26 protein-coding genes are annotated in these 25,581 nt (G+C 66.5%); 17 read left to right on the top strand and 9 right to left on the bottom strand.

The genetic code is table 11. The features are described 5' to 3' along the window. Window positions 1-31 precede the first annotated feature (31 nt). Entirely contained in the window at window positions 32-1,147 is a 1,116-nt protein-coding gene (gene ribD, locus AC3WRI_RS05930; RefSeq protein ID WP_010813756.1) for a bifunctional diaminohydroxyphosphoribosylaminopyrimidine deaminase/5-amino-6-(5-phosphoribosylamino)uracil reductase RibD, read from the top strand. A 60-nt stretch (window positions 1,148-1,207) separates the two neighbouring features. Further along, complete coding sequence (locus tag AC3WRI_RS05925; protein WP_010813757.1) at window positions 1,208-1,828, top strand: riboflavin synthase; 621 nt, start codon at window positions 1,208-1,210, stop codon at window positions 1,826-1,828. A gap of 9 nt (window positions 1,829-1,837) precedes the next feature. Here the strand turns inward: AC3WRI_RS05925 and AC3WRI_RS05920 are convergent, their stop codons facing one another. Further along, complete coding sequence (locus AC3WRI_RS05920; protein ID WP_010813758.1) at window positions 1,838-2,080, bottom strand: hypothetical protein; 243 nt, start codon at window positions 2,078-2,080, stop codon at window positions 1,838-1,840. Window positions 2,081-2,547: 467 nt separating this feature from the next. Between AC3WRI_RS05920 and AC3WRI_RS05915 the strand changes: the two genes are divergently transcribed. The 7 genes from AC3WRI_RS05915 to AC3WRI_RS05885 all read left to right on the top strand — a co-directional run bounded on the left by AC3WRI_RS05915 (window position 2,548) and on the right by AC3WRI_RS05885 (window position 7,509). Next, window positions 2,548-2,844, top strand: coding sequence for a hypothetical protein (locus tag AC3WRI_RS05915; protein WP_010813759.1), 297 nt, complete (start codon window positions 2,548-2,550; stop codon window positions 2,842-2,844). Between the two features lie 13 nt (window positions 2,845-2,857). After that, on the top strand, window positions 2,858-3,451 hold the full coding sequence (locus AC3WRI_RS05910) for a hypothetical protein (protein ID WP_492292832.1): 594 nt from the start codon (window positions 2,858-2,860) through the stop codon (window positions 3,449-3,451). Beyond that, window positions 3,448-3,693, top strand: a complete 246-nt coding sequence (locus AC3WRI_RS05905; RefSeq protein ID WP_010813761.1) for a hypothetical protein — start codon at window positions 3,448-3,450, stop codon at window positions 3,691-3,693. Before AC3WRI_RS05910 ends, AC3WRI_RS05905 begins: the two co-directional genes overlap by 4 nt. A 294-nt stretch (window positions 3,694-3,987) precedes the next feature. Further along, the gene (ribBA, locus tag AC3WRI_RS05900; RefSeq protein WP_010813762.1) at window positions 3,988-5,097 is read left to right on the top strand and encodes a bifunctional 3,4-dihydroxy-2-butanone-4-phosphate synthase/GTP cyclohydrolase II; all 1,110 of its coding nucleotides are present in this window, start codon (window positions 3,988-3,990) and stop codon (window positions 5,095-5,097) included. Between the two features lie 72 nt (window positions 5,098-5,169). Then, window positions 5,170-5,670, top strand: coding sequence for a 6,7-dimethyl-8-ribityllumazine synthase (ribH, locus tag AC3WRI_RS05895; RefSeq protein ID WP_010813763.1), 501 nt, complete (start codon window positions 5,170-5,172; stop codon window positions 5,668-5,670). Continuing rightward, a complete protein-coding gene (gene nusB, locus AC3WRI_RS05890; protein WP_010813764.1) occupies window positions 5,663-6,181 on the top strand; it encodes a transcription antitermination factor NusB in 519 nt (172 codons plus the stop codon). The genes ribH and nusB overlap by 8 nt, the downstream gene beginning before the upstream one ends. Before the next feature lie 146 nt (window positions 6,182-6,327). Next, complete coding sequence (locus tag AC3WRI_RS05885; RefSeq protein WP_492292830.1) at window positions 6,328-7,509, top strand: pyridoxal phosphate-dependent aminotransferase; 1,182 nt, start codon at window positions 6,328-6,330, stop codon at window positions 7,507-7,509. Window positions 7,510-7,589: 80 nt separating this feature from the next. Here the strand turns inward: AC3WRI_RS05885 and AC3WRI_RS05880 are convergent, their stop codons facing one another. Next, window positions 7,590-8,648 carry a lytic transglycosylase domain-containing protein gene (locus AC3WRI_RS05880; RefSeq protein WP_492292828.1) on the bottom strand — a complete coding sequence of 353 codons (1,059 nt, stop codon included), beginning with the start codon at window positions 8,646-8,648 and terminating at the stop codon, window positions 7,590-7,592. 337 nt (window positions 8,649-8,985) lie between these two features. Here AC3WRI_RS05880 and AC3WRI_RS05875 point away from each other — a divergent pair, with 337 nt between their 5' ends. The 3 genes from AC3WRI_RS05875 to AC3WRI_RS05865 all read left to right on the top strand — a co-directional run bounded on the left by AC3WRI_RS05875 (window position 8,986) and on the right by AC3WRI_RS05865 (window position 13,004). Continuing rightward, window positions 8,986-9,222: a hypothetical protein gene (locus tag AC3WRI_RS05875; RefSeq protein WP_143010644.1), complete on the top strand. Its 237-nt coding sequence runs from the start codon at window positions 8,986-8,988 to the stop codon at window positions 9,220-9,222. A gap of 74 nt (window positions 9,223-9,296) precedes the next feature. After that, window positions 9,297-10,826: a 4-hydroxy-3-polyprenylbenzoate decarboxylase gene (gene ubiD, locus AC3WRI_RS05870; protein WP_492292826.1), complete on the top strand. Its 1,530-nt coding sequence runs from the start codon at window positions 9,297-9,299 to the stop codon at window positions 10,824-10,826. 108 nt (window positions 10,827-10,934) lie between these two features. Further along, window positions 10,935-13,004 carry an acetoacetate--CoA ligase gene (locus AC3WRI_RS05865; protein ID WP_492292824.1) on the top strand — a complete coding sequence of 690 codons (2,070 nt, stop codon included), beginning with the start codon at window positions 10,935-10,937 and terminating at the stop codon, window positions 13,002-13,004. Here the strand turns inward: AC3WRI_RS05865 and AC3WRI_RS05860 are convergent. Then, complete coding sequence (locus tag AC3WRI_RS05860; protein ID WP_010813769.1) at window positions 12,979-13,632, bottom strand: glutathione S-transferase family protein; 654 nt, start codon at window positions 13,630-13,632, stop codon at window positions 12,979-12,981. The two genes, AC3WRI_RS05865 and AC3WRI_RS05860, sit on opposite strands and share 26 nt — an antisense overlap. Window positions 13,633-13,882: 250 nt before the next feature. On the opposite strand from AC3WRI_RS05860, the gene AC3WRI_RS05855 reads away from it, so the two are divergent. Then, the gene (locus AC3WRI_RS05855) at window positions 13,883-15,097 is read left to right on the top strand and encodes a polyhydroxyalkanoate depolymerase (protein ID WP_010813770.1); all 1,215 of its coding nucleotides are present in this window, start codon (window positions 13,883-13,885) and stop codon (window positions 15,095-15,097) included. A gap of 84 nt (window positions 15,098-15,181) precedes the next feature. Continuing rightward, a complete protein-coding gene (locus tag AC3WRI_RS05850; RefSeq protein WP_492292822.1) occupies window positions 15,182-16,084 on the top strand; it encodes an aldose epimerase family protein in 903 nt (300 codons plus the stop codon). Between the two features lie 15 nt (window positions 16,085-16,099). On the opposite strand, the gene AC3WRI_RS05845 is transcribed toward AC3WRI_RS05850, so the two are convergent. The 4 genes from AC3WRI_RS05845 to AC3WRI_RS05830 all read right to left on the bottom strand — a co-directional run bounded on the left by AC3WRI_RS05845 (window position 16,100) and on the right by AC3WRI_RS05830 (window position 20,666). Beyond that, the gene (locus AC3WRI_RS05845) at window positions 16,100-16,477 is read right to left on the bottom strand and encodes a DUF5594 family protein (RefSeq protein WP_439670895.1); all 378 of its coding nucleotides are present in this window, start codon (window positions 16,475-16,477) and stop codon (window positions 16,100-16,102) included. A gap of 679 nt (window positions 16,478-17,156) precedes the next feature. Continuing rightward, complete coding sequence (locus AC3WRI_RS05840; RefSeq protein WP_439670896.1) at window positions 17,157-17,393, bottom strand: hypothetical protein; 237 nt, start codon at window positions 17,391-17,393, stop codon at window positions 17,157-17,159. 113 nt (window positions 17,394-17,506) lie between these two features. Next, entirely contained in the window at window positions 17,507-18,367 is an 861-nt protein-coding gene (locus tag AC3WRI_RS05835) for a phage integrase N-terminal domain-containing protein (RefSeq protein ID WP_439671794.1), read from the bottom strand. Window positions 18,368-20,258: 1,891 nt separating this feature from the next. Next, window positions 20,259-20,666, bottom strand: a complete 408-nt coding sequence (locus AC3WRI_RS05830) for a hypothetical protein (RefSeq protein WP_439670897.1) — start codon at window positions 20,664-20,666, stop codon at window positions 20,259-20,261. A 125-nt stretch (window positions 20,667-20,791) separates the two neighbouring features. On the opposite strand from AC3WRI_RS05830, the gene AC3WRI_RS05825 reads away from it, so the two are divergent. Continuing rightward, complete coding sequence (locus tag AC3WRI_RS05825) at window positions 20,792-21,007, top strand: helix-turn-helix domain-containing protein (RefSeq protein ID WP_439670898.1); 216 nt, start codon at window positions 20,792-20,794, stop codon at window positions 21,005-21,007. Window positions 21,008-21,336: 329 nt separating this feature from the next. Here the strand turns inward: AC3WRI_RS05825 and AC3WRI_RS05820 are convergent, their stop codons facing one another. Together AC3WRI_RS05820 and AC3WRI_RS05815 are read right to left on the bottom strand one after the other, a co-directional pair. Next, the gene (locus AC3WRI_RS05820; RefSeq protein ID WP_492292820.1) at window positions 21,337-22,449 is read right to left on the bottom strand and encodes a CoA transferase; all 1,113 of its coding nucleotides are present in this window, start codon (window positions 22,447-22,449) and stop codon (window positions 21,337-21,339) included. Window positions 22,450-22,457: 8 nt separating this feature from the next. Then, window positions 22,458-23,447, bottom strand: a complete 990-nt coding sequence (locus AC3WRI_RS05815) for a tripartite tricarboxylate transporter substrate binding protein (protein ID WP_492292819.1) — start codon at window positions 23,445-23,447, stop codon at window positions 22,458-22,460. A gap of 90 nt (window positions 23,448-23,537) precedes the next feature. Here AC3WRI_RS05815 and AC3WRI_RS05810 point away from each other — a divergent pair, with 90 nt between their 5' ends. Both AC3WRI_RS05810 and AC3WRI_RS05805 read left to right on the top strand, forming a co-directional pair. After that, window positions 23,538-24,536 (top strand): LysR family transcriptional regulator, encoded by a 999-nt coding sequence (locus tag AC3WRI_RS05810; protein WP_492292817.1) that lies wholly within the window; start codon window positions 23,538-23,540, stop codon window positions 24,534-24,536. A 107-nt stretch (window positions 24,537-24,643) separates the two neighbouring features. After that, window positions 24,644-25,504 (top strand): transglutaminase-like domain-containing protein, encoded by an 861-nt coding sequence (locus AC3WRI_RS05805; protein ID WP_492292815.1) that lies wholly within the window; start codon window positions 24,644-24,646, stop codon window positions 25,502-25,504. Window positions 25,505-25,581: the final 77 nt, after the last annotated feature.

Genomic DNA, 25,581 nt, shown 5'->3' with positions numbered 1-25,581 from the left:
ATCGCTGCGCCAAGGCAAACGCAACCGCCGAATGTTTTCCGATACCGACCACGCCGCCATGCAACAGGCCCTCGCGCTCGCCGCGCGGGGCATGTTCATCACCACGCCCAACCCGCGCGTCGGCTGCGTGCTCGTCAAGGATGGCCAGGTCATCGGCCAGGGGTTCACCCAGCCGGCCGGACAGGACCATGCCGAGATCCAGGCGATGAAGGACGCGCTGGCGCGCGGGCTGGACCCGGCCGGCTCCACCGCCTATGTCACGCTGGAGCCGTGCAGCCATTTCGGACGCACGCCGCCGTGCGCCGATGCGCTGGTGCGCGCGGGCGTAGCGCGCGTGGTAGCGGCCATGGAGGATCCCAACCCGTCGGTATCCGGGCGCGGCCTGCAGCGGTTGCGCGAGGCCGGCGTGGACGTGCGCTGCGGCCTGCTGGAGAAGGAAGCGCGCGACCTGAATATCGGCTTCGTCTCGCGCATGACGCGCGGGCTGCCGTGGGTGCGCATCAAGGTGGCGGCATCGATGGATGGTGGCACCGCGCTGCATGACGGCACCAGCCAGTGGATCACCGGCCAGGCCGCGCGCGACGACGGCCATGCCTGGCGCGCACGTGCGTGCGCGATCCTCACCGGCATCGGCACCGTGCGCGACGACAACCCCGCGCTGACGGTGCGGGCCATCGCCACGCCGCGCCAGCCCCAGCGGGTGCTGGTCGATTCGCGGCTGGAGGTCCCGCTGGACGCGCAGATCCTGACGCCGGACACCGGCCAGTTCGCCAAGCCGGTGCTGGTGTTCTGCGCGGTGGAGGACCGCGAACGCCAGCGCGCACTGGAAGGCCGCGGCGCCGAAGTCGTGGTCCTGCCCAACCCGCACGGCAAGGTCGAGTTGCGCCGAATGCTGGAAGAACTCGGCCGGCGCGGCATCAATGAGCTGCACGTGGAAGCCGGCTTCAAGCTCAACGGTTCGCTGGTGCGCGAGCATTGCGCCGACGAGCTGCTGATCTACCTCGCACCCAAGCTGCTGGGCGATGCCCAGGGCATGTTCAACCTGCCGCCGCTGGCGCGGCTGCAGGACGCCGCACAGTTCCGCTGGCATGAGATCCGGCAGATCGGCGACGACCTGCGCCTGATTGCCCGGCGCAACGACGCGTAGCGCGCCACCCATCGGCACCGCGTATCCAGATTCCAAATACCCAAAGCAGAAGACACCACCATGTTTACAGGCATTGTCGCGGCAGTCGGCCGCATTGATTCCGTAACCCCGCTGGGCGCCGCCGATGCCGGCGTGCGCTTGCATATCGCCGCGGGCGGGCTGGACCTGTCGGACGTCATCATCGGCGACAGCATTGCCATCCAGGGCGCCTGCATGACCGTGATCGCCATGGCGCCCGACAGTTTCGACGTCGAGGTCTCGCGCGAGTCGCTGGACAAGACCGTGGGGCTGGAGAGCACCGGCCGCGTCAACCTGGAAAAGGCACTGCGCCTGGCCGACCGCCTGGGCGGCCACCTGGTGTCCGGGCACGTCGACGGCCTGGGCGAAGTCGTGCACTTCGCGCCGGTGGGCGAATCGCATGAACTGCGCATCCGCGCCCCGCGCGAGCTGGCACGCTACCTGGCCTACAAGGGCTCGGTCGTGGTCAACGGGGTGTCGCTGACCGTCAACCGCGTCAATGACGAAGCCGACGGCTGCGTGTTCTCCATCAACCTGATCCCCCACACCGTGGAAGTCACCACGCTGCAGGAACTCAAGCCGGGCGCGCGCGTGAACCTGGAGATCGACCTGATCGCCCGCTATGTGGAGCGGATGCTGTCGACCGCGCAGGCCCCCGCGTAATCCCGCGGGCTACCTGCCCTCGTCAGGCACGTTATAGGTCTCGCGCAGCTTGTCGGTGAAGGGACGCAGCGCTTCCACGCAGGCGCTGCTGTTGCCGCCCTCCATCGTGGACAGGCTCCAGTTGCAGCCGCCGGCGTCCGGCGCGTGCCAGACCACATCGCCAAAGCAGGCGCCTTCGCAGGCGGCGAACTTCGACTGCTCGGCGCGTACCAGGGCACGCAGTTCGGCCTTGTTCTTGATCTGCCTCGACATGGTTGTCTCCCTTTGTTGTACAAAGTCCGCGGGCGCGATCGGGCTGCCGCCCTGATTTGAAGTCCGAGCCGCCGCTTGCCAGCGCGGCGGCATTCAGGGCGGGGCGTGCCCTTTTGTCGCGAGCATACGCTGACAAACCCCTCCTGTGGCAATTTGCTTGCACCGCCCGCCCCCTGGGAGGCGCGCCGCGCGGGGCCTGGCAGCTTTGTTGTAAGTCAGCTGGTGCCTGCAGCGCCCGAGGCCTAGAATGGTTAAGCAGCGCTTGCAGTCCATGTATGCCCACAGGCGCTCGCCACTCGTTCCCGGGCCTCCCCCCTCGACAACGTCTAGCACCGGTGACTGCTGAAGTCACTCACGGGGACCACCTGGACCTTCATGCTCCCCTGCCCGCCGCGCCGCGCGCTCGTCCGCGAGCTGGCGCTCCCGCCGTTTCTTTCAACTGCCGGCCGGATTGTTGCCCGGCACCCATGAAGGAACTCACTGTGCCCGACCCCACCGCCAGAATCCTGTATCAGCGACTTCCGGCCACGCGCCTGCTGCGTGACCGGCATCCCACTGCGCCGATGCGCGCGCGCCTGGGCTTTGTGCGCCTGGCCGCGACCCACCTGCACCGTGCCGCCACGCTGCTGATCGACTGGGACCAGGCCGTGGGCAACGGATGGCCGCGGCTGCAGCCGCCGTCCTCCCCCCTGGCGAAGACATTCCGGCGCCCAGGCGCCCGGCGTTTCGCAGGCTTTCCGTGGTCCAGCGGCAAATGGACCTGACACCAAGCGAGGCATGACCATGCTCACCCTGTTGTATTTCCGGCTGAACGACATTGCCGCGGCAAGGCGCGCGCACGCGCAGCTTGGCGAGCTGGCCGCGACTCCCGCACGCATCGACGGGCCATGGTTCTTCCAGCGCGACGACCAGCCGGCCGAAGGCCTGCCCTCGCCCCACGCGGCACAGGTCACCTATCGCAATGAAGTCGCGGCAGCCGGCATGGCCGCCGGCGCAGTGCTGGTGGCCTGGCTCGTGTTCCGCTACGGCACGCCGGTCAACGCGGCCACGGGCTTCATGGCCTACCTCGGCGGCATGGCGCTGGGCGCCGTGATCGGCCGGTGGCTGGGCAGCGTGATCGGCGCCGGGATCATGCGCGCCGGCCTGAGGCGGCAGAAGCGGCAAATGACCGCAGGCCAGCTGATGATGATCTGCGCGTGCGACCCGCACGCAAAGGGGCGGCTCTGCGAGATCGCCCAGGATGCCGGCGCCGCCGCCATCGACCCACAGGATGGCTGGCTGCCCCTGCGCGGCTGGCTGACAGACCGCCACTGGCCCGCATGGCTTGCAGGCCATGGCCAGCGCGCTGTCCCACACAGGAAACAAGCATGAGCGAGAGTTTTTTCTATCAGCATTGCCACGTTGTCGTGACACTGGCCGAGGTCACCTTCGGTAAGTGGGAATGGACCTATGCGCTGGATGCGCATGCCAGGTTCACCAAACCCAACGCCGGCTTCCTCACGCGCGAGCTCGCGCTGGCTGACGCGACCCGCGCGGCCAGGGCGCGCATCGCCAGGACCTCGCGGCTGCGCGCCGCAGGCCACGACCGCACCGCGCTGGCCGCCGCCGCATAGCCCCGGCCGAGCCAGGCGCCGGCACCCTGCCGGCAACGGGGCGGCCCATGCAGCACCGCGCTCCCCACCCGCTTCAGGCAGGCGCCGCACTTTCCGGCGCCGTCGCCTCACGCCTTGCCTGCCTTGGCGTACAATACCCGGCTTGACTGGGCAACCTGCCGGGCGTATATGGCCTGGCCGGCCCGGCCCGACGCCCCGCCTCAGTCCGGCCGCTTTCAACCGCGGCCATGTTTCCTGCCCCAGCTATTCGCCGGTTTTTCGCTCGATTCGCCCCAATTTGCCGTTCAGCACGCCATGAAAATCGCCCGTACCGAAGACATCATTGCCGACATCCGCGCCGGCCGCATGGTCATCCTCGTCGATGAGGAAGACCGCGAGAATGAAGGCGATCTGGTGCTGGCTGCCGATTTCGTCACACCGGAAGCGATCAACTTCATGGCCAAGCACGGCCGCGGGCTGATCTGCCTGACCCTGACCGCCGAGCGCTGCCGCCAGCTGGACCTGCACCCGATGGTCAGCCGCAACGGCACCCAGCACGGCACCAACTTCACCGTGTCGATCGAGGCTGCCGAGGGCGTGACCACCGGCATTTCCGCCGCCGACCGCGCCCGCACCGTGCAGGCCGCCGTCGCCCGCGACGCCAGGCCGGCCGACCTGGTCCAGCCCGGCCATATCTTCCCGCTGACGGCCCAGCCCGGCGGCGTGCTGATCCGCGCCGGCCATACCGAGGCCGGCTGCGACCTGGGCGCGCTGGCAGGCCTGACGCCGGCGGCCGTGATCTGCGAGATCATGAAGGACGACGGCACCATGGCGCGCCTGCCGGACCTGATCGAGTTCGCGCAGGAACATGACCTGAAGATCGGCACCATTGCCGACCTGATCCACTACCGCAGCCGCACCGAGAGCATTATCGAGCGTGTGGGCGAGCGCGCCATGCAGACGCCCTACGGCACCTTCCACAGCATCGCCTACCGCGACAAGCCCACCGGCCAGGCGCACCTGGCGCTGGTCAAGGGTTCGCCCGCGCCGGACCAGGAAACGCTGGTGCGCGTGCACGAGCCCTTCTCGGTGCTGGACCTGCTGGAAGTGAAGTGCACCACGCATTCCTGGAGCATTCCGGCGGCAATGAAAGCCATCGCCGAGGCCGACAGCGGCGTGATCGTGCTGCTTAACTGCGGCGACTCGGCCGACCAGCTGTTCACGCAGTTCAGCGCGCTGGACGCGCCGCAGTCGCGCCCGCGCCGCAAGCCGGACCTGCGCACCTACGGCATGGGCGCGCAGATCCTGAAGGATGTTGGCGTGGGCAGGATGCGCGTGCTGGCGTCGCCGCAGCGCATGCCCAGCATGACCGGCTTCGACCTCGAGGTCACCGGCTACCAACCCATGAACGGCCAGGCCGACTGAGCCTGCGCCACCCGGACACCCCGGCAGCGCGCACCAGCGCCGTTGCCGCCCCGAAAACTGGAGAACTGAACAATGGATCACGGCTTCTACCCCAGCAACCTCGACGGTGAAGGCCTGCGTATCGGCATCGTGCAGGCCCGCTTCAACGAGCCGGTCTGCGCCGAACTGCTCGAAGCCTGCGTGGCCGAGCTGGAAAAGCTCGGCGTCGAGGGCGAAGACACCCTGGTGGTGACCGTCCCCGGCGCGCTGGAAATCCCGCTGGCGCTGCAGAAGATGTGCGAGAGCGGCCAGTTCGACGCCCTGGTCGCCCTGGGCGCCGTGGTGCGCGGCGAGACCTACCACTTCGAGCTGGTCTCGAACGAGTCGGGCGCCGGCATCACCCGCGTCGGCCTGGACTTCAATGTGCCGATCGCCAATGGCATCCTGACCGTGGATACTGACGAGCAGGCCCACGCCCGCACGCGCGAGAAGGGCCGCGACTGCGCCCGCGCCGCGGTGGAGATGGCCAACCTGGTCGCCGCGCTCGATTCGCTGCGCGGCCAGGAAGATGAAGACGAGGACGACGATGAGTGATACGTCGAACACCCCCGACAACGACGGCGGCAAGACAGCCGGCGGCAAGCCCGCCGCGGCCCGCACCGAGGCCAAGGCACCGCCCAAGAGCGCGCGCCGCCGCTCGCGCGAGCTGGCTCTGCAAGGGCTGTATCAGTGGCTGCTGAACCGTAATGACATCGGGGCGATCCAGGCTCACCTGCATGATGCGCAAGGTTTCAACAAGGCCGACCGCGAGCACTTCGACGCGCTCCTCAACGGCGCCGTACGCGAGGAAGCCCGCCTGACCGCCGCCTTCGAGCCGTTCCTGGACCGCAAGGTCGAAGAACTGTCGCCGGTCGAGCGCGCCGCCCTGCTGGTCGGCAGCTATGAGCTGGTGCACTGCCTCGACATCCCGTACAAGGTCGTGATCAACGAAGCCGTCGAGCTGACCAAGACCTTTGGCGGCGTCGAGGGCTACAAGTACGTCAACGGCGTACTGGACAAGCTTGCCGCCCAGGTGCGCGCGGCCGAGGTCGCGGCGCGCCGCTGAGTTGCCAGCTGAGCCGCCCGCGGGCCGGCCCACGCCATCACGGCTGGCTTGCGCCGGCAGTGATGAAGACGACACCCGCCCCGGCGGGTGTTTTCATTCCTACCTATCCTCTTGCTGAACGGGCCCCGGGCCCGTCCCGGACCACCATGGACATGCAGCACCTGGCCACCGCCTCCCGCCTCGCCAATATCGAAGCCTTCCACGTGATGGAACTGGCCAAGCAGGCCGCCGCGCTGGAACGCGCCGGCCGCCATATCGTGCACATGGGTATCGGCGAGCCGGACTTTACCGCCGCCGCGCCGGTGGTGCGCGCGGCCGAAGCCGCCATGCGCCGCGGCGTGACCCAGTACACCGGTGCGCTCGGCATCCATCCGCTGCGCGAGGCCATCGCGGGCTATTACAAGACGGCCTACGGGCTGGATATCCCGGCCCGGCGCGTGATCGTCACGGCCGGCGCCTCGGGCGCGCTGCTGCTGGCGTGCGCGGTGCTGGTCGAGATCGGCGCCGAGGTGCTGATGCCCGACCCCAGCTACCCCTGCAACCGGCACTTCGTCGCCGCCTTCGACGGCGCCGCACGCATGATCCCGAGCGGCCCGGCCGAGCGCTTCCAGCTGACCGCCGCGCAGGTCGAGGCCAACTGGGGCGAGCAGACCCGCGGCGTGCTGCTGGCATCGCCTTCCAACCCCACCGGCACCTCGATCCTGCCCGACGAGCTCGCCCGCATCCTGCAGGCCGTGCGCGCGCGCAACGGCTTTGCCATCCTCGACGAGATCTACCAGGGCCTGTCCTATGACGCGCCGCCGGTCTCGGCACTGAGCCTGGACGAGAACGTGGTCACGGTGAACAGCTTCTCCAAGTACTTCAACATGACGGGCTGGCGCCTGGGCTGGCTGGTGGTGCCGGAGGCGCTGGTGGAAGCCTTCGAGAAGGTCGCGCAGAACCTGTTCATCTGCGCGTCTGCCGTGGCGCAGTACGCCGCGCTGGCCTGCTTCACCCCCGAGGCCCTGGCGATCTACGACGAACGCAAGGCCGAGTTCCGCCGCCGCCGCGACCTGATCGTGCCGGCACTGGAGTCCCTTGGCCTGCGCGTGCCGGTGCGCCCCGACGGCGCCTTCTATGTCTACGCCGACTGCCGCGGCGTCAACCACCCCGCCGCCGGCGATGCCGACCGGCTGACGCAGGCGATGCTGCACGATGCGGGCGTGGTCATGGTGCCGGGGCAGGATTTCGGCCCGCATACGGCGAAGGACTACATCCGGATCTCGTACGCGACCTCGCGCGAGAATATCGAGGAGGCGATGGCGCGCCTCGGCAAGCTGTTCCGCTGACCGGCCTCTGCCGCGGCTGAAGCAGGCAAAAGAAAAGCACCCCGCGGGGTGCTTTTCTGATTGGCGGTACCGTTGCGCGCTCAGGCGTTGTGCGGACCGTTGTTCGCTTCCAGCTTCTCGGTCGGGGCCAGCTGCTCGGCCGGGGCCTTGACCTCGACCGGCTTGTCGGCGTTGGCGGGCGCGTTGCGCACGCCCAGCAGCTGGCGCAGGCGGGCACGCTCGGCCAGCACCTTGGCGCCGTAGCCGCCATCGGTAGCCGTGGTGGCACCGACGTAGTACTTCAGGCCGCCTTCGATCGAGCCGGCGCGGGCGATGCAGTCCTTGAGCACCAGCGCGCCGATCTTGATATTGGCATACGGGTTCAGTGCCGCGGCAACGCCGCCGACGGCCTCGTACTTGTCCTGGTGGACCTTGGTCATGACCTGCATCAGGCCCTGCGCGCCCACGCCGCTTTCGGCGTACGGGTTGAAGCTGGACTCGATCGCGATCACGCCCAGGATCAGCAGCGGGTCGATGCCGACCTCGCGGCCGGTCAGGTAGGCCGCCTTCACCAGCTGCGCGGTGGCCTGCGCCGCCACGCGGTACTTGCGGGCGATATAGTCGGCGACGGCCGCCTGCTCGCGCGCGCTGCCCAGCGTGGCGGTGCTGCGGGCGTCTTGCGCCACGCGCGTGACCGGGATCCGCGCGGCGAGGTGCGCGACCGACGGCACCTTGGCGGATGCCGCCAGGGTCCATTCGTCCACGCCCGACACCGTCGGCAGGCCGGCCTTGCCAAAGGCAAGCTTGGCCGCGGCGACGTCCGCCGAATGCGGCGGCACGGCAGTGCTGGCCACGGCAGGCGCGACCGGCATGGCGGCGCCAACCAGCACCGCGGGTGCCTCGTCACCCGCCAGCAGCGCGGCCAGCGTGGTGCGCCATTCCTGGCTCAGCGACAGCGACACGGCCGAAACGACCGCGACCACGCCCAGGCTGTTCAGCGCGTACTTCAGCGTTGTGCGGCCACCGCGCAACGCGCGGCCCGCGACCGGATGCGCAAGACGGACCTGCAATGCCCGACTCACTCCGGGTACCGGCTGTCGGAGACGGACCTGCAAGGCCCGCCCGATGCCGGGAAGATGAAGGGTTTTCCAACCGCTCATGCTTACCTCCATCCGTTGCCCGCTTCGCGCGCCCGACTGCGGCACGCGCCCGATCTCAACGTACTCAAGTAAGGATGCCGCGCCGTCCAGCAGTGACGACCAAGCATCTGTTGGCAGGCGCTCCCCGTGCGCCCAACTGGAAACAGGCTACGCTCTGGGGGAGCGCACCCTGCCACGACTAAACTCACTACGCTCCGGCAAGTCGCCGGAGGCGACCGGTCGGCCCGCCTTGCTTCGGGTCCATACATCGGTCCTTGCTGGAGGGACTTTCTGGCACATTTTCTTTATGTGCACCCCTTGACACAGGGGGAAAATCCATGTTGCGACGCAACACTCCATGGAGCAAGACCGGATTGTAGGAACGGTGTTATATCCCGTCAAGAATAATAACTTCGGTTTCTACTACTTACAGTTATTTGTAACAATGATTGCCATGTCGCCACCGGATCACCCGATTGCCCGCAAACGCAGGCCTGGCCTTGGCTGGTCGCTCGGAAAAGTACGCTGTCAGCGACAAAAAACTTACAATTTGCGCGGCTTGGCTTTGATGATTTTTTTGCCGCGGCGCCGGTGAATGTGTATCGTCACCGACTTCGACGCCGCCTTGCAGAGGCTTTCCCCCAGCCCCGCACCACAACAGAATTCACTATGCAATACAAAGACTTGCGCGATTTCATCGGCCAACTCGAAGGCATGGGCGAGCTGCGGCGCAGCGCCCGGCCGGTTGCGCCCAACCTGGAAATGACCGAAGTCTGCGACCGGCTGCTGCGCGCTGGAGGCCCCGCGGTCCTTTTTGAGAAACCTTCCGGAGCCAGCACCGATGGAGGTATCTATAGCGTCCCCGTACTGGCCAATCTGTTCGGCACGACACACAGAGTCGCACTTGGCATGGGCGCCGAATCGATGGAGGACCTGCGCGACATCGGCCGGGTCTTGTCAGCATTGAAGGAACCGGAACCGCCGCGCGGCCTGCGCGAGGCCGGCAAGCTGTTCACGCTGGCCAAATCTGTGTGGGATATGGCACCAAAGCGCGTCAGCAGCCCGGCCTGCCAGGAGGTGGTGTGGGAAGGCAACGACGTCGACCTGGCGCGCCTGCCGATCCAGACCTGCTGGCCCGGCGACGCCGCGCCGCTGATCACCTGGGGCCTGGTGGTGACCAAGGGCCCGCACAAGAAGCGCCAGAACCTGGGCATCTACCGCCAGCAGGTGATCGGCCGCAACCAGGTCATCATGCGCTGGCTGGCGCACCGCGGCGGCGCGCTGGATTTCCGCGAGCATGCGCTGGCCAATCCCGGCAGGCCCTTCCCGATCGCGGTGGCGCTGGGCGCGGACCCCGCCACCATCCTGGGCGCGGTGACGCCGGTGCCCGATACGCTGTCCGAGTACCAGTTCGCCGGCCTGCTGCGCGGCAGCCGCACCGCGCTGGCCGGCTGCCTCACGCCGACGCTGTCCGAGCTGAGCGTGCCCGCGTCGGCCGAGATCGTGCTCGAAGGCCATATCCAGCCCGACCCGAACCACCCGTCCGGCTACCAGCATGCGCTGGAAGGCCCGTTCGGCGACCACACCGGCTATTACAACGAGCAGGACTGGTTCCCGGTGTTCACCATCGACCGCATCACCATGCGGCGCGACCCGATCTACCACTCCACCTACACCGGCAAGCCGCCCGATGAGCCGGCGGTGCTGGGCGTGGCGCTGAACGAGGTGTTCGTGCCGCTGCTGCAGAAGCAGTTCCCGGAGATCACCGACTTCTACCTGCCGCCCGAGGGCTGCAGCTACCGCATGGCGCTGGTGCGCATGAAGAAGCAGTACGCCGGCCATGCCAAGCGCGTGATGTTCGGCGTGTGGAGCTTCCTGCGGCAGTTCATGTATACGAAGTTCATCGTGGTGGTCGATGACGATGTCGACGTGCGCGACTGGAAGGAAGTGATCTGGGCCATCACCACCCGGGTCGACCCCAGCCGCGACACGGTGCTGGTCGACAACACGCCGATCGATTACCTGGACTTCGCCTCGCCGGTGTCGGGCCTGGGCTCCAAGATGGGCATCGACGCGACCGACAAGTGGCCGGGCGAGACCACGCGCGAATGGGGCACGCCGATCTCCATGGATGCCGCGGTCAAGGCGAAGGTCGACACCATGTGGGAAAGCCTGTTCGAGCGTCCGGCCGGCAACTGAATCTAAGGGCCGTTATCATTGCAGGCTGATGCCGGCTGCCGCCACACGAGCCCGGCATACCCATCGCCACCATCCGATGCCCGCGACAGACGGGCCCGAGGAGGAGACATGAGCACCCCCGCCCCTCTGACCGAAGGGAATCTGATGTGGACGCCGTCCGCGGCGTTCCGCGACAGCAGCCAGATCGCCGCCTTCACGCGCTGGCTGCGCGCCGAGCGCAGCCTGGCCTTTGACGACTACGACAGCCTGTGGCAGTGGTCGGTCACCGAGCTGGAAGCCTTCTGGGATGCCGTGCGCGCGTATTTCGACGTGCATTTCGACACGCCCGCCACGCAGGTGCTGGACCGCCACACCATGCCGGGCGCGCGCTGGTTCGAAGGCGCGACGCTGAACTACGTGCAGCAGGTATTCCGCCATGCCGGCATTGGCAGCGCCCGCCAGCGCGCCGCGATCCGTTACGCCGGCGAAGCGCAGCCGCTGGCCGAAGTGAGCTGGGACACCCTCGAAGCCCAGGTCGCGTCGCTGGCGCATGCGCTGCGCCAGATGGGTGTGCAGCGCGGCGACCGTGTCGCCGGCTACCTGCCCAATATCCCCGCCACCATCGTCGCCTTCCTCGCCACCGCCAGCCTCGGCGCGGTGTGGTCGGGCTGCGCGCCCGACATGGGCCAGGTGGCAGTGATCGACCGCTTCCGCCAGATCGAGCCCAAGGTGCTGATAGCAGTCGATGGCTACCGCTATGGCGGCAAGGTCTACGACCGCGCCCCGGTGGTGGCAGACCTGGTCGCCACCCTGCCCTCGCTGACCGATCTCGTGCTCGTGCCACAGGTCGGCAGCAATGCGGCGCCGCCCGCCGGCGTGCGCACCCATGCCTGGCAGGAGGTGCTGGCGCACGACGTGCCGCTGGCGATCAAGTCGGTGCCGTTCGACCACCCGCTGTGGATCGTCTATTCGTCCGGCACCACCGGCATGCCCAAGCCGATCGTGCATGGCCATGGCGGCATCGTCATCGAGCAGCTCAAGCTGATGGCCTTCCATAACAACCTGGGCCCGGACGATGTCTTCCACTGGTACAGCAGCAGCGGCTGGATCATGTGGAACGCGCAGGTGGCCGGGCTGCTGCTGGGCACCACCATCGCACTGTATGACGGCAACCCGGCTTTTCCGGATGCCGGCGTGCTGTGGCGCTTCGTCGACGATGCCGGCGTGACCATGTTCGGCGCCGGCGCGGCCTTCTTCACCAACTGCATGAAGGCGGGCATCGAGCCGGCGCGCATCGCCGACGTGTCGCGCCTGCGCGGGCTCGGCTCGACCGGCTCGCCGCTGCCGGTCGAGGCCTACGACTGGATCTACCGCCATGTGCGCGAAGACATCTGGCTGGTGCCGATGTCGGGCGGCACCGACTTTGCCGGCTCGTTCGTCGCCGGCTGCCCGCTGCTGCCGGTCTATTCCGGCGAGATGCAGTGCCGCTGCCTGGGCGCCAGGGTGGAGGCCTTCGACGACCACGGCCAGCCGCTGCTCGACGCGGTGGGCGAACTGGTCTGCACCGAGCCGATGCCGTCGATGCCGCTCTACCTGTGGGGCGACACCGACGGCAAGCGCTATCGCGACAGCTATTTCGACACCTATCCCGGCGTCTGGCGGCATGGCGACTGGATCAAGATCACAAGGCGCGGCGGCGCTGTGATCTACGGGCGCTCGGACGCCACCATCAACCGCCACGGCATCCGCATGGGCACCAGCGAGCTGTACCGCGTGGTGGAAGACCTGCCGGAGGTGCTCGACAGCATGGTGGTCGACCTGGAATACCTGGGCCGCGAATCCTATATGCCGCTGTTCGTGGTGCTGCGCGAAGGCCTGGTGCTGGATGATGCGCTGCGCGACACCCTGCGCGCGCGCATCCGCGACGCGCTGTCCTCGCGCCACGTGCCCAACGAGATCGTGCAGGTGCCCGGCGTGCCGCGCACGCTGTCGGGCAAGAAGATGGAGGTGCCGATCAAGAAGCTGCTGCTCGGCCATGCGCCGCAAGGCATCGCCAACCGCGATGCGATGGCCAACCCGGACACGCTCGACTGGTACTTCGACTACGCCGCACGCTTCCTGGCTGCGGCAAGCCGAATCGGCCACGGCGTAGCGTCAACGCCGGCGGCGGCCGCTAGAATTCCACATCCAGCTCGCTGATTTCGTCGGGTTCCTCGCGCGCCGCCGCGATCCACTCCTGCAGTTCCGGCATCGACAGGATCTGCTTGCAGTAGGCAACCGGCACGGGATCGAGCATCACGCCATAGGTGACAAAGCGCGTCACCACCGGCGCGTACATGGCGTCGGCCATGGTGCGCGTGCCGAACAGGTATGGCCCGCCGTAGCGCGTCAGGCATTCGGTCCAGATCGCCGTGACGCGATCGATGTCCGCCTGCGCACGCGACCACACCTTCATCCCGGGGAAATGCCCCTTCAGGTTCATCGGCAGCGCCGAACGCATCGCGGCGAACCCGGAATGCATCTCGCCGCAGATGGCACGGCAGTGGGCACGCGCGGCGCGGTCTTCCGGCAGCAGGCCAGCCTTGGGGTGGATTTCATTCAGGTATTCGGCGATTGCCAGCGTGTCCCACACCGTCACGCCGTGGTGGCGCAGGCACGGCACCAGGATCGACGGGGACAGCAGCAGGATTTCCGCACGCGCCGCGGCGTCGTCCGGCGGCACCAGCACTTCTTCGAATTCCAGGCCGGCAAAGCGCGCCAGCAGCCAGCCGCGCAGCGACCATGAGGAATAGGTCTTGCTGCTGATGGTGAGTGTGGTCTTGGACATCGCGCCTCCTTTACTGCTTGTTGCCGCTAATGGCCGCGCACCTATGCAGTGCATCCGGCAGGCACCAGTCTGAAGCCGCTGCGCGCAACGCGCCGCGAAGCGGCGCCATGCCCATGCGCCAGGCGCATGCCTCGCTACTTGCGCGGCATTGTCCGCCCGCTCACAGCACAATGCGCAAGGCGCGTGCCAGGCATAAACTGATGGCATGCATATTGCGGCTCGCAAGAACCAGAATAGCGGGGACCGAGCCATGCTGTACCACGCCTACCAGATCTACGCGGACATGATACTGCCGGCCTGCACGCTGGCGGAGCTGGCTGCCGCGACGCTGGCGGCAAATCCCAGGTCCGGTGGTTTCGACGCGGTGCCCCGCCTGCGTGCCGCCTGCGAGCTCATCGCACTGGTGCGGCTCACGCACCACCGGCCGGCCTTCGGCATCGACCACGCAACCGTCGGCGGCCAGCCGGTGCCGGTCACCGAGGAAGTCGTCGCGCGCACGCCGTTCTGCTCGCTGCTGCACTTCCGCCGCCACGGCATCGTCGGCCAGCCGCGCGTGCTGCTGGTGGCGCCGATGTCCGGCCACTTCGCCACGCTGCTGCGCGGCACGGTCCAGACCATGCTGGCCGACCACGACGTCTATCTCACCGACTGGCACAACCCCCGCGACATTCCGTTGCTGGCCGGGCGCTTCGGCTTCGATGAATTCGTGCAGCACCTGATCGGCTTCCTGCAGACGCTGGGCGGCGGCACGCATCTGGTGGCGATTTGCCAGCCTGCCGTGGCAGCGCTGGCGGCAGCGGCACTCATGGCCGAGGACGGGGATCCCGCCCAGCCGCCCAGCCTGACGCTGATGGCCGGCCCCATCGACGCGCGCGTCAATCCGACCAAGGTCAACGCGCTGGCCATGAGCCAACCCCTCGAATGGTTCGAGCGCACCTTGATCGGCATGGTGCCGCTGCGCTTTGCCGGCGCGATGCGGCGCGTCTACCCGGGCCACGTGCAGCTGCTGGCCTTCATGAGCATGAACCCGGAGCGGCACGAACAGGCGCTGCGCGAGCTCTACGCCCTGCGCGAGCGCGGCGAGCACGACAAGGCCGATGCCATCCGCGACTTCTACATCGAGTACTTCGCCACCATGGACCTGACCGCGGAGTTCTACCTGGAAACCGTCAGCCTGGTATTCCAGCGCTTCCTGCTGGCCCAGGGTCTGCTTGACGTGAGCGGACGCCGTGTCCGCACGCGCGCCATCCACCGCACCGCCCTGCTCACCGTGGAGGGTGAACGCGACGATATCTGCGCCATCGGCCAGACCGTGGCGGCGCAGGACCTGTGCTCCAGCCTGCGCCCCTACATGCGCATGCATCATGTGCAGACCGGGGTCGGGCACTATGGCGTGTTCAACGGCAGGCGGTGGGAGACGCAGGTGTACCCGCTGGTGCGCAACACCATCTACACCAGCAGCTAAGCCGGCAGCCGCCAGCGCGCTGGCCTGGCTTATCATGGCAGCTGCGCCGGGCGGCACGCGAACGGCGCGGCACCAACGATCAACATGCCATTGCTACCGACACAAGACTTCCAGGGCCAGCCGCTGGTCCGGATCGGCGATGCCGACACGTTCCTGCTGCTCGCCCCGCAACACGGCGGGCGGCTGGTCCGCTGGGTGCACCGCGGACAGGACATCCTCTACTGGCCGGACGCTGCCGACTGGTCCCGCCCGGCCAAGGTCCGCGGCGGCAACCCGCTGCTGTTTCCGTTTATCGGCCGGCATTTTGCCGATGGCAATCCGGGCCAGTGGCGTGACGGACAAGGGACCGTGCACACGCTGGCGCAGCATGGCTTTGCGCGCGACCTGCCCTTCGGCGTCAGCGCCATCGACGTGCAAGCCGCCATCACGATGACGCTGCGCGACAGCGATGCAACGCGCGCCGGCTACCCCTTTGCATTCGTCTTCGACGCCATCTACCGCTTGCTGCCCGACGGCCTCGAAGTCACGCTGCGCACCACTAATACCGGCACGCAGCGCCTGCCCTGCTATCCCGGCCACCATTTCTATTTCGCGCTGCCGCACGCGCAACGTGCCGCCGCGTCGCTGGCATTGCCGAGCACGGACCGCATGCGCCAGCTACCCGATGGCAGCCCCGGGCCCGCAGAGCCGGGCGAGTCGACTTACCGGCTGGACGATCCGCGCCTGCAGGACACGTTCCACGTCTTCCGCGACAGCTCGTCCGCCACGCTGGCGATGCCGGACCGCCGCGTCACGTTCGAACTCGACCTTCCCGGCAGCGCGCCATGGCATGCCGTGACGACCTGGTCCGAGACCGAGACCTCTGACTTCTATTGCGTGGAACCGTGGGTAGGCCTGCCCGATTCCATCCACCACGGCCAGGGGCTGCGCTGGATCAAGCCGGGGCAAACGGAAAGCGCGGTATGCCGGCTGCGGGTGGCTGGCTGAGTCAGTGCACCAGGCTCAGTGCTCGAAATCCAGCCCGCCGATCAGGATCGCCGGGTCAGCCTGCGATAGCGAGCGGAAGTCGATCCCGCGCGGTTCCTGCCAGGCGCGCAGCTTGGCCGGCAACGCCGCAAGGTAACGGGCAAAGCGCACCTCGCCACCCGCCGCGAACAAGCGCTGCACCTCCAACCCATCCCACGCCAGCGTGATATCCAGCGCATAAGGGTGGCGCCGCAGGTCCGGCGGACCATCCCCTGTCACGCGCAGGCGCGGCGGCCGGCCGGGGGCTTCGGCGGGTAGGGTGTGGAGTTGCACGCGCCGGTCATGCTGGCCAATCGCGGCGGCGATGCGCGGCAGGCATTCCGCTTCAAAGCGGGCGAAGTTATCTGTAGTCAAGGTAAGGGCGTTCTGACGTGGCACGTTGCGGCGTGGCCGGCATGCGGGGACCCACCACGATCCAATTACTATACGCCGCCCGGCCGCGCCCGACAGGTCATCACAAATTTAGCTTCCGCTCCGGCACCATACCGTCGCCTACCCGCGTCCAGGAACTGCCGTTACCCGTTGACTCCGCCGCAAATTTGGCACATTACTCTGCCTGCCCGCGACGATACCCTTCGCGCTCAGGCGCCCTTCCAGCTCCTCGGCAATGTCCACGACGGTGGCGCGTTGCCTGTTCTCGTGCGCTCGGCGGATCTGGCTCCTCCTTCAAGCGCGTCATTGCGCGGGCAGTCGAGGTGGTAGATGAGCAGATTCGGCGTTGTTCGAAGCATCGCTCGCGACAGCTTCCTCCTCTTCCGCCCAGTTCGAAGGCCATGAACAGCCCGCCGGCGATCGTCGTACTCTGCCCCTGAAGACTGTGTCAGGCGCGTCCATTTGCGTGCTCCTTTCGAGAAACGAGACTCCGAATCCTCCTTTTACTCCAAGGGGCTTACCTCCGCGGCGCTTCCCCAGTATCTAGGAAGTGGCCCTGGCTCATTGCCACTTCTTCGCACGACGATGCGGCATCAGAGGGTCCTCGCTACCCTCGCACGGTTCACTGCCGCGGCTTAATGTACGACAGGCACGGAGCGGGCTATGATGCGTCTGGCCAAACGTTCAGATGCACCATCACGCCGGGACAGCCCAACTCGCGTAGATAGGCCAAGGTCTTTTCCAGCCGATCAAATCGGTGCGGGCACTCACGAGTGCGCAACCACTGGAAACCATTGATGCGCACATACCAGCCTTCCGGCGCCGGCAACAGCTCGACAAACCCCACTAGACCACGCTCAAGCAAGGCTATGAATTGGCTTTCGAACAGATCGGTCAAAGTATCTCTCCTTCGCAGAAACATCGATTAGATCAAAGGAATACGCACCGATGCCTCCGAATGAGGCAGCAGCGTGATGTCCTAGAAGTATTGAGCTGGGTCACAGCAACGCGTTAACGGCCCAGATAAACGGCTGTAATCTCCTCGCGATTGTGACCCAGCTCTGCTGAAACCTGCAGTCGCGCTGAACGATCCACTGCCCGCTGTTGCTGCGTGAGCTGTGCTGAAACTGGGCCACCTGCAGCAGGAGCTGGCCAGCCAGTGAGCTGCTGGTAACGCCGCTGGGCATACTCATGCCGAAGTCCATGTAGCTTTGACACGCCAGCCTTCTTGACAGCCGAAACATAGCGACGAAGCTGATCGACATACTTGAGATCATTAGGGATCATGGAGCCTGTTCCACAGAACGCAACAGCACGCGCAAGCACTGCCCGCTGACGTTCGTCCATGACAGGTACAGCGCGTGCCCGGCCTCCCTTACACCACGATGGCTTAAGCTGAATCTCCTGCACTACATCCGCCGTCAGGCCTGCCAGCGCATATCTCGCCTGAAACTTGAGGCACTCTTCTCGACGCAGTCCAAAGGCCTGCTGCAACTCGACAGAACAACGCAGACGCACATCGGTAATCTTCTCAAGATCCCCCGAAGCAAGCACCAGTGCCTTCGAAATGTTGGTGACATACCGACGCCTGCCAATGCCTAACTCGGCATTGGTGCGTGGGACGCAATTCTGCTTGCCAACCTTCTCTGCCCACCACCGTACATGTGACATACGGTTCTTCATGGTGCCCACAGCAATGCCGGAGGTCTGCCAACGCTTGACCAGCGCGGCAACATGCTTTGGCTTCAACCCTGTAGCAGGAAGCGTCCGGAAGCCCATGTCCTTGAGATCATGAGCCACCTGCGCAAGCACTTCCCTGCGGGCCGCTCGGGTCGAATACGAGCCATCACGATTGCGCTCAACCAAGCGCATCAGGTCCACAAATATATCGATCTTCACTGGGTTCCTCACTCGGTCAATGTTAACTTTGGTCAGTGTTAACTGCGGCTGGCTAAACCAGCCCTAGCACCGGGACCCTTGGGTACGCGGTACGGGTACAGCGACCAGCCACGGCATTACCAGCCGGCCTGTGCGTCCCGTCGGGCACACACAGACGTTCTGGCGATAACATGCCGGGACTACGTGAGGCGGAGCCCTACATCCACCTTCATTGCTTTCCAAACAGGCAACCGGCGGGTTCCGTTGGGTGTCTGCTTTGAGAGTGCAGACGAACTCGCCAGATACATTCCGGCCATGCTCAGCTGTCCTGAGGAAATCAGACGGGGGAGGGCTTGGAACCCCTTATGGACGCTGCTGATACGGCCACGGCGAAAGGGCAAGAATGGACGTAGCGCCAGGGCGTGTGAAACCCCTTCGGCTACGGTTCAGGAAAATTGCAAAGGGACGGTCGGAGGCAGGGAAGCGGGAAACGCGCAGCGAAGCTGCGGAACTCTCTGTAGGCAGGGATAAGCAAATCGACTGGACGGACTTAGAGAGCCCGCCCGGATTGGCCCCAGAAAATGGACAGGTGGCGATTCAGCGACGCTTGCAGTGCCAAGCGCTGCGTCAATGACAGCACCGTATCCAATTGTGGCGCGCAGCGCCAATGTCGATGCCCAGGAAGGGCGAATAGTGCCTACAGAATAATCTGTCGAATTTGATTTGACAAGGGCCAGGGCCAGCGATCGGTGGCCTCGCCCTCGTGAAGGCGAGCTCCTTGAGTTGCTACGAACTACGCCCGTAGCACACCAGGGAGCTTCATTCGCACCGACAGGTGCCCAAAGCCATAGTAATCCCCCGAAAGACAACAGGAAACTATCGCCTTTCTAGCGATGGATGCGCGTTGGGGCAGCAGCGCTAGTCAGGAAATTTGCCATGCGCCACATTGCCCGTCACTCTCTCCTCTGAGACACATCGACTGGCGGCCGGTGGGCTGCACACAGCATGGGCTCCTCTGCGTCATACGGCGTACCACCCTTCGTGCGTGCCGCTACTCCATTGCGCCCGCGCTTCGCGATGATGCGCCACACCTCTGCTTCGCGCTTGGCTCGGCGCCGCAGGGCTATCCTGTCCTGAGCCCCAGCCTGTTGGGAGTCTCCCAAATGTAGATGAGTTCGCGCAGATGATGCCCATTGCTCTGCGCGTGCTGGCACGCGTTGTCATAAGACTGTCAGCCTTACGCAGGGCCACGCCGTCGAATGTGGCAGATGATGAAGCTCTCCGATGCCTCTTTGCCACGCTTTGCCTGCTGGCCAACCAGGCCAGATCTCGTTGCGGCGCTATGCAGCCACCGCTGATTACGCCTCAACCCGCATACCTGCTCATCAAAGTAAATCACCGGCTCAGCCAGAATCGCCTGACTGATCTGATCGAATGTCGGTGTCAGCGCGCGTGCCCGTGCTCACCGGCACATTGAACAGATCTCGCAGGACATGCACCGTCCGATCGATGGCACTTAAGTGGCTGCGCCCGCCACTTTTGAGCTGAGGGCCGTATTACGCCGCCTGGCGGCCTCCTCGATCGGGAACTGGCACGGTATAGGTCTCTCTGCTAAGGCCCTAGGCAACTTGCACTATGCTCAGTCACTTCAGCGGATCGTGGGCAGACTGGATATGCCGCCGATAAGCCGTGGCTGCCTTTCTTGCCTGAGCCCTGTGGGGGCAGTTGGTGGTCGACCCCGGTCTGTGCCCGCACCTGCAGTGGCAGTCGCTCATATGGCGGCGCTCCTCGCGTTCCGCCTCCTGTGTGCGAAGACCGTTCCGTGCGACCCAGATGAAGAAGGTCGCGATGGGCACGCCCACGACCAGGACCGCTAAGCCGATCGTCATAGCGATGCTCCAAGACTACAGTGTGAGGTATAGGGATATAGCTCCTGCCTGACCGCGTGGATGCGGCTCGACAGAAACATGGGAGATACCAGGCTGAACTCGAAGCGCAGCACCTGGTTGCGGATCCGGCGCCAATGGCACGGTAGCGCTCCCCTGCCCTGCCAGTAGGCTGTACAGGCAGCCACGCATAGCACGGCTGCCTGGTAATGGGCCAGTTGACCCTCCTGGTATTGCAGGTAGGCCGCCACCAGCCCTTGCAGCTGCAGTGCGGCAGCCTGCTGGGGAGTGGGAAGGCGAATCGGCCGCTGCGCCAGGGTGGCGCCTAGGTCGTGGTACGGCGCGGCCGTCCGGGCGAGATGGCCGGCGTGGCGTGCCGTTTGCCAGAGGACAAACATGCTGCTCATGGTGGGAGTGCGCTCCGGTTCGGAACCGGCAGGGATGCCGGCACTGACATAGCGTAGCCAATCTCACCCGAAATGTCACGATTAGTGTGTGTCCAATTAGTGTGCACCCTACCACAGTAGGGGCCATGAAAACGATCCTACGCAGTCGCTTTGGCAAGCGCATTCGTGAACTTCGGCAAGCCACCGGCCTGTCCCAGGAAGCCTTTGCCGATCATGTGGGCTTTGCCCGCACCTATATGAGCCGTATCGAGACCGGCGCTGCTAACCCGTCGCTGGATGCGATCGAAGCGCTGGCCACGGCGCTGCGGATAAGCGTGGCGGAACTTTTCAGCACGCTTTGAGCGCGATGATCCGGGTTCCCCAGCGCGCTGGCGCATCGCATCTCACCCGATATTTCAACCATATCAGGAATGCTGTATGCCAAATAAGATGATCATCAATATTGGAATAGACACCACCATCGTGGTCTATGCCTACTCAACCGCCATCCCAGGAAGGTGCCCGAGATGCAGCCCTTGCTGCCCGTGTTGGGCCAGCCATTGCCGAACTGCGCCGTGCTCGCGGCCTGACGCAAGCCATACTGGCAGAGATGATTGATCTTGTGCAGGAGGCGGTCTGCCACATTCGCGCGCCAACGCGTGTATCGGCTCCAGCAACTCAGCGACGCGCGTCACATTGAACGATAGACTTGGAAGCCCAGGCCCGGTGACAACACCGCCGTCTCCCCTTCCTGCAGCGACACTGGCTTCACGATGCCGTTAGCCATCGCCTCCGCGGCAAACTCAGCGATATTGCGCAGGCGGGCCGCCGGGATCCCCAGCGCGCTGAGGCGCAATTCGAGATCCTCCGCGGTGCCCGCCGCCACTGCGCCCGCAATCGCCCGCTTGAGCGCGGCCGGATCGAGCGAGCGCACGAAGGCAGGCAAGGCGCCCGCATCCAGCGGCGTCTCGAACAAGGCCGGATCTTGCGCAAGCCCGCCCAGCCCGAGTGCGTCAAGCAGCGCCAGCAACTGCTTCGGCGTATTCGCGCCGATCGCCAGCCAGCCATCCTGCGTGCGGAAGAAATCGGCCGACGGGCTGCCCGAATAGCCCTGGTTGCCCTGCCGCGCCGGCACGCCGCCGGTGGTCATGGCATCGCACGTCATCGGATACATCAGATGCAGGCCGGCGGTGGCCATCGAGACATCGAGCAGCATGCCCCACCCCGTGCGTTCGCTCTCGCGCACGCCGGCCAGGATGGCAAAGGCGGCCAGCATGCCGGTGGCCGAGTCGATCACCGGGAAGCCGGTCTTCATCGGCGGATCGCCCTCGGTGCCGCCCATCCAGGCCATGCCGGTGGCGGCCTGCACCACGTGGTCGTAGGCAGGCCGGCCATGCCACTGCGCCGCGCCGCGGCCAAAGCCCGAGATGCTGCAATAGACCACGCGCGGATTGCGCGCGCGCACGGCTTCATAGCCCAGCCCGAAGCGCTCGAGCACGCCCGGCCGCAGGTTGTCGACGAAGACATCGCAGCGGCCGGCCAGTTCCAGCGCGTGTTCGCGCCCTGCCTCATCCGACAGGTCGAGCGCCAGCGACGACTTGCCCGCATTGAGCGCGACAAAGGCGGCATGCCCCTTGCCCGCGCGGCGCATCACGTCGCCACCGCCGGCGCTCTCGACCTTGGTGACCCGCGCCCCCAACTGCGCCAGCAGGAAGGTGGCAAACGGCCCGGCGATCACGTGCGAGAAATCCAGCACGGTGATGCCGGCCAGCGGGGCAAAGTCCGGTTGTGGAGTGAGGGTCATGGGATAGCCTATTCGATGGTGATGCGGTTCTTGTCGATAACCTGGCGGATGCGGGTGGTCTCATCGGCCACCAGCCGCGAGAAGGCTTCAGGCGTGGGCGTCGGCGCAAGCACCGCGCCCATCTCGGCATAGCGCCGGCGCAGGCCGGGATCGCCCAGCGCCTGCATCACCGCGGCATGCAGCCGCGCCACGATCGGCGCGGGCAGATGCGGCGGCGCCCAGATGCCGCTCCATGCGTCGAGATCGAGATCCTTGCGGCCCAGCGCCTCATTCAGCGTGGGCACCTGCGGCAGCACCGCGGCGCGGCTGGCCGAGGTCACCGCCAGGGCCCGCACCTTGCCGCTGGCGATCTGCGGAATCGCCGTCGCCGCCACCGGGAAGCCGAACTGCGTGTCGCCCTTTATCAGCGATGGCACGATCTCGACCGAGCCCTTGTACGGCACATGCACCACGTCGATGCCGGTGGCCGACGCAAACGCCGCGCCCGACACATGCGCGGCCGAGCCGATCCCGCCCGAGGCGTAGTTCAGCGTGCCCGGCGCGCGCCGCGCCGCGGCGACCAGGTCGGCCACGTTCTGGTACGGCGAGCCGGCGCTGACCACCAGCACCGCCGGACTGACGCCGACGCGGATGATGTGGGTGAACGCCATCGGGTCGAACTTCGCGCCGGGCTGCAGCAGCTTCTGCGTGACATGGGTCGAGGCACCCAGCATCAGCGTGTAGCCATCCGCCGGCTGCTGCGCGACAAACTCCGCGGCCAGGATGCCGCCTGCACCGACCTTGTTCTCGACCACCACCGGCTGGCCAAGCTCTCGCGCCAGCAACTCAGCCAGCTTGCGGGTCTGGATATCCGGACCGCCGCCGGCGGCGTAGGGCACCACCAGCCGGATCGGGCGGTTGGGATAGGGACTGGCCGCACCGGCCCTGCCCAGCGCGGCAGCGGCCGGCAGCGCCAGCAGGGACTTCAGCAGCAGGCGGCGCCCGACGTTGGCATGCATCGCATGTCTCCTCCATGGTTTGCCCCGATTGTCCGGCGCCGGGCCATTCGAAACAATTATCCAGTCTTGATGGAACCATCACGTTTTGTTATGAGTCCCGCCTCCCCTACGCGCGCCAGCGCCGCCACGCCGTCTCCCAACCGGATTGACCGGCTGCGCATCCGGCACCTGCGCCTGCTCGACCTGGTGGCGCGCAGCGGCTCGCTGACCGCGGCCGGCGAAGCGCTGCATATCAGCCAGCCCGCCGTCACCAAGATGCTGCAGGAACTCGAGTACGCCTTCGGCTGCAGGCTGATCGAACGCACCACGCGCGGCGGACGGCTGAGTGCCGCGGGCGAACGCGCGCTGGAGCGGCTGCGCGTGGTGCTGGGCGTGATCGACGCCGCCGGCGAGGCGCTGCAGGCGCGCCCGGAAGTGCCGCTGGTCCGGCTGGGCATGCTGCCGCTGGTGGGCGTGGACGTGCTGCCGCAGGCGGTCGCGCTGCTGCGGGCCCAGGACGCGCTGCCGCGGCTGGCAGTGCGCGAACATAGCGTCGGCGGCCTGACCGCAATGCTCTGCGAAGGCGAACTCGACTGCATCGTGGGCCGGCTGCAGAAAGACGACACCGACCAGCTCAAGGCCAGGGTCCACATCACCCCGCTGCGCGATGAATACCTGGCCGTGGTCTGCGCCCCCGCCCACGCGCTGGCGCGGCGCCGCGAGGTCGCGCTGGCGGACCTGCATGAAGGTCCCTGGATCCTGCCGCCGCGCGGCACACACACGCGCGACGTGTTCGAGCAGCCATTCCTCGACGCCGGCCAGCTGCCGCCCGTTCCGCATATCGAATCGGCCTCGTTCCACAGCAACCTGGCCATGACCGCCGCGGGCGGCTTCCTGACGGTGGCGCCGGCCACGGCGCTGGCCCACTACCAGGCCATGTCGATGGTGCGGGAAGTGCGGCTGCGCACCCCGATTGCATCGGGCCGGCTGGTCTTCATCACCCCGGCGCAGATCGAGGCGCCGCCCGCCGTGATCCGGTTGCGCGAAGCCCTCGAAGCGGTGACAAGGCAGGACACCGGCGCACCGCCGGCACGCGCGCGGCGCCGCTGACAGGTCACGGTCTGGCTGCCGCACTACACTGGCAATGGATGCACCGCCATTTCCGGCCCCAGGGAACCGGCCGCCTTTCCACGGCCCCAGCCAGTGCTGACCACCCGATGAACCGCCTCAGGTACGCAGTAAGCCTGTCCTATGAAGTCATGGATCCCATGGCGGACTTCCTGCTCAATATCGAAGCCGCCCGCACGCCCCGGCAGTCCGTCGTCTCGGAGCAGCTGACGCTGCCGCCCGGCCTCGAGACCGCCCGCTACACCGATCCCGTGCTGGCCAACCGGCTGCTCAGGCTGCGCGCACCCCAGGGCCCCCTCGGCATCCGCTATGAGGCGATCATCGACATCGATCACTACCTGGAAGACGGCGACAGGTTGTCAGAAGTGCCCGTTGCCGAGCTGCCCTTCGATGTCCTGCCCTACCTGGCACCAAGCCGCTACTGCGAATCCGACCGCCTGATGGAATTCGCCAGCCGCGAGTTCGGCGGCATGCTGCGGGGCTATGTGCGCGTCTACGCCATCCGCGAGTGGGTGCGCAATCATGTGCGCTTCCTGTCGCGGTCCACCAACGAACGCACCTCGGCTGCCGACACAATCGTGGAACGCACCGGCGTCTGCAGGGATTTCGCCCACCTGATGATCGCCCTGTGCCGCGCGCTGAGCATCCCGGCACGCATGTCCAGCAGCCTCGACTACGGCGCGGACGCAGACATGGGCGGGCCGGATTTCCACGCGGTGGTGGAGGTCTACCTGTCGCACCGCTGGTACCTGCTGGATCCTTCAGGCATCTCGATCCCCACCGGCCTGCTTCGCATCGGCACCGGCCGGGATGCCGCGGACATACCGTTTGCGGCCATCTTCGGCCAGGTGAGGTCGGAGCGGCCCGCGGTGGAAATCGAGCCGTTGACGGATGCGGCGGCTGGCATCGGGATGCCGTTGTTTACGGCCAAGGCGATCTCGACGTGGTAGAGGTGAAAGACTGCCCTATCGCATGCAGTGGTACTGCCACGCCCCTTCGAGTTGACGCCGGGGTCGCGCAGTGCGGC

The sequence above is a fragment of the Cupriavidus sp. FW305-27 genome (assembly GCF_058787995.1).
The sequence above is the reverse complement of the archived record's forward strand: the minus strand, read 5'-3'. Positions and strand labels throughout refer to the sequence as shown.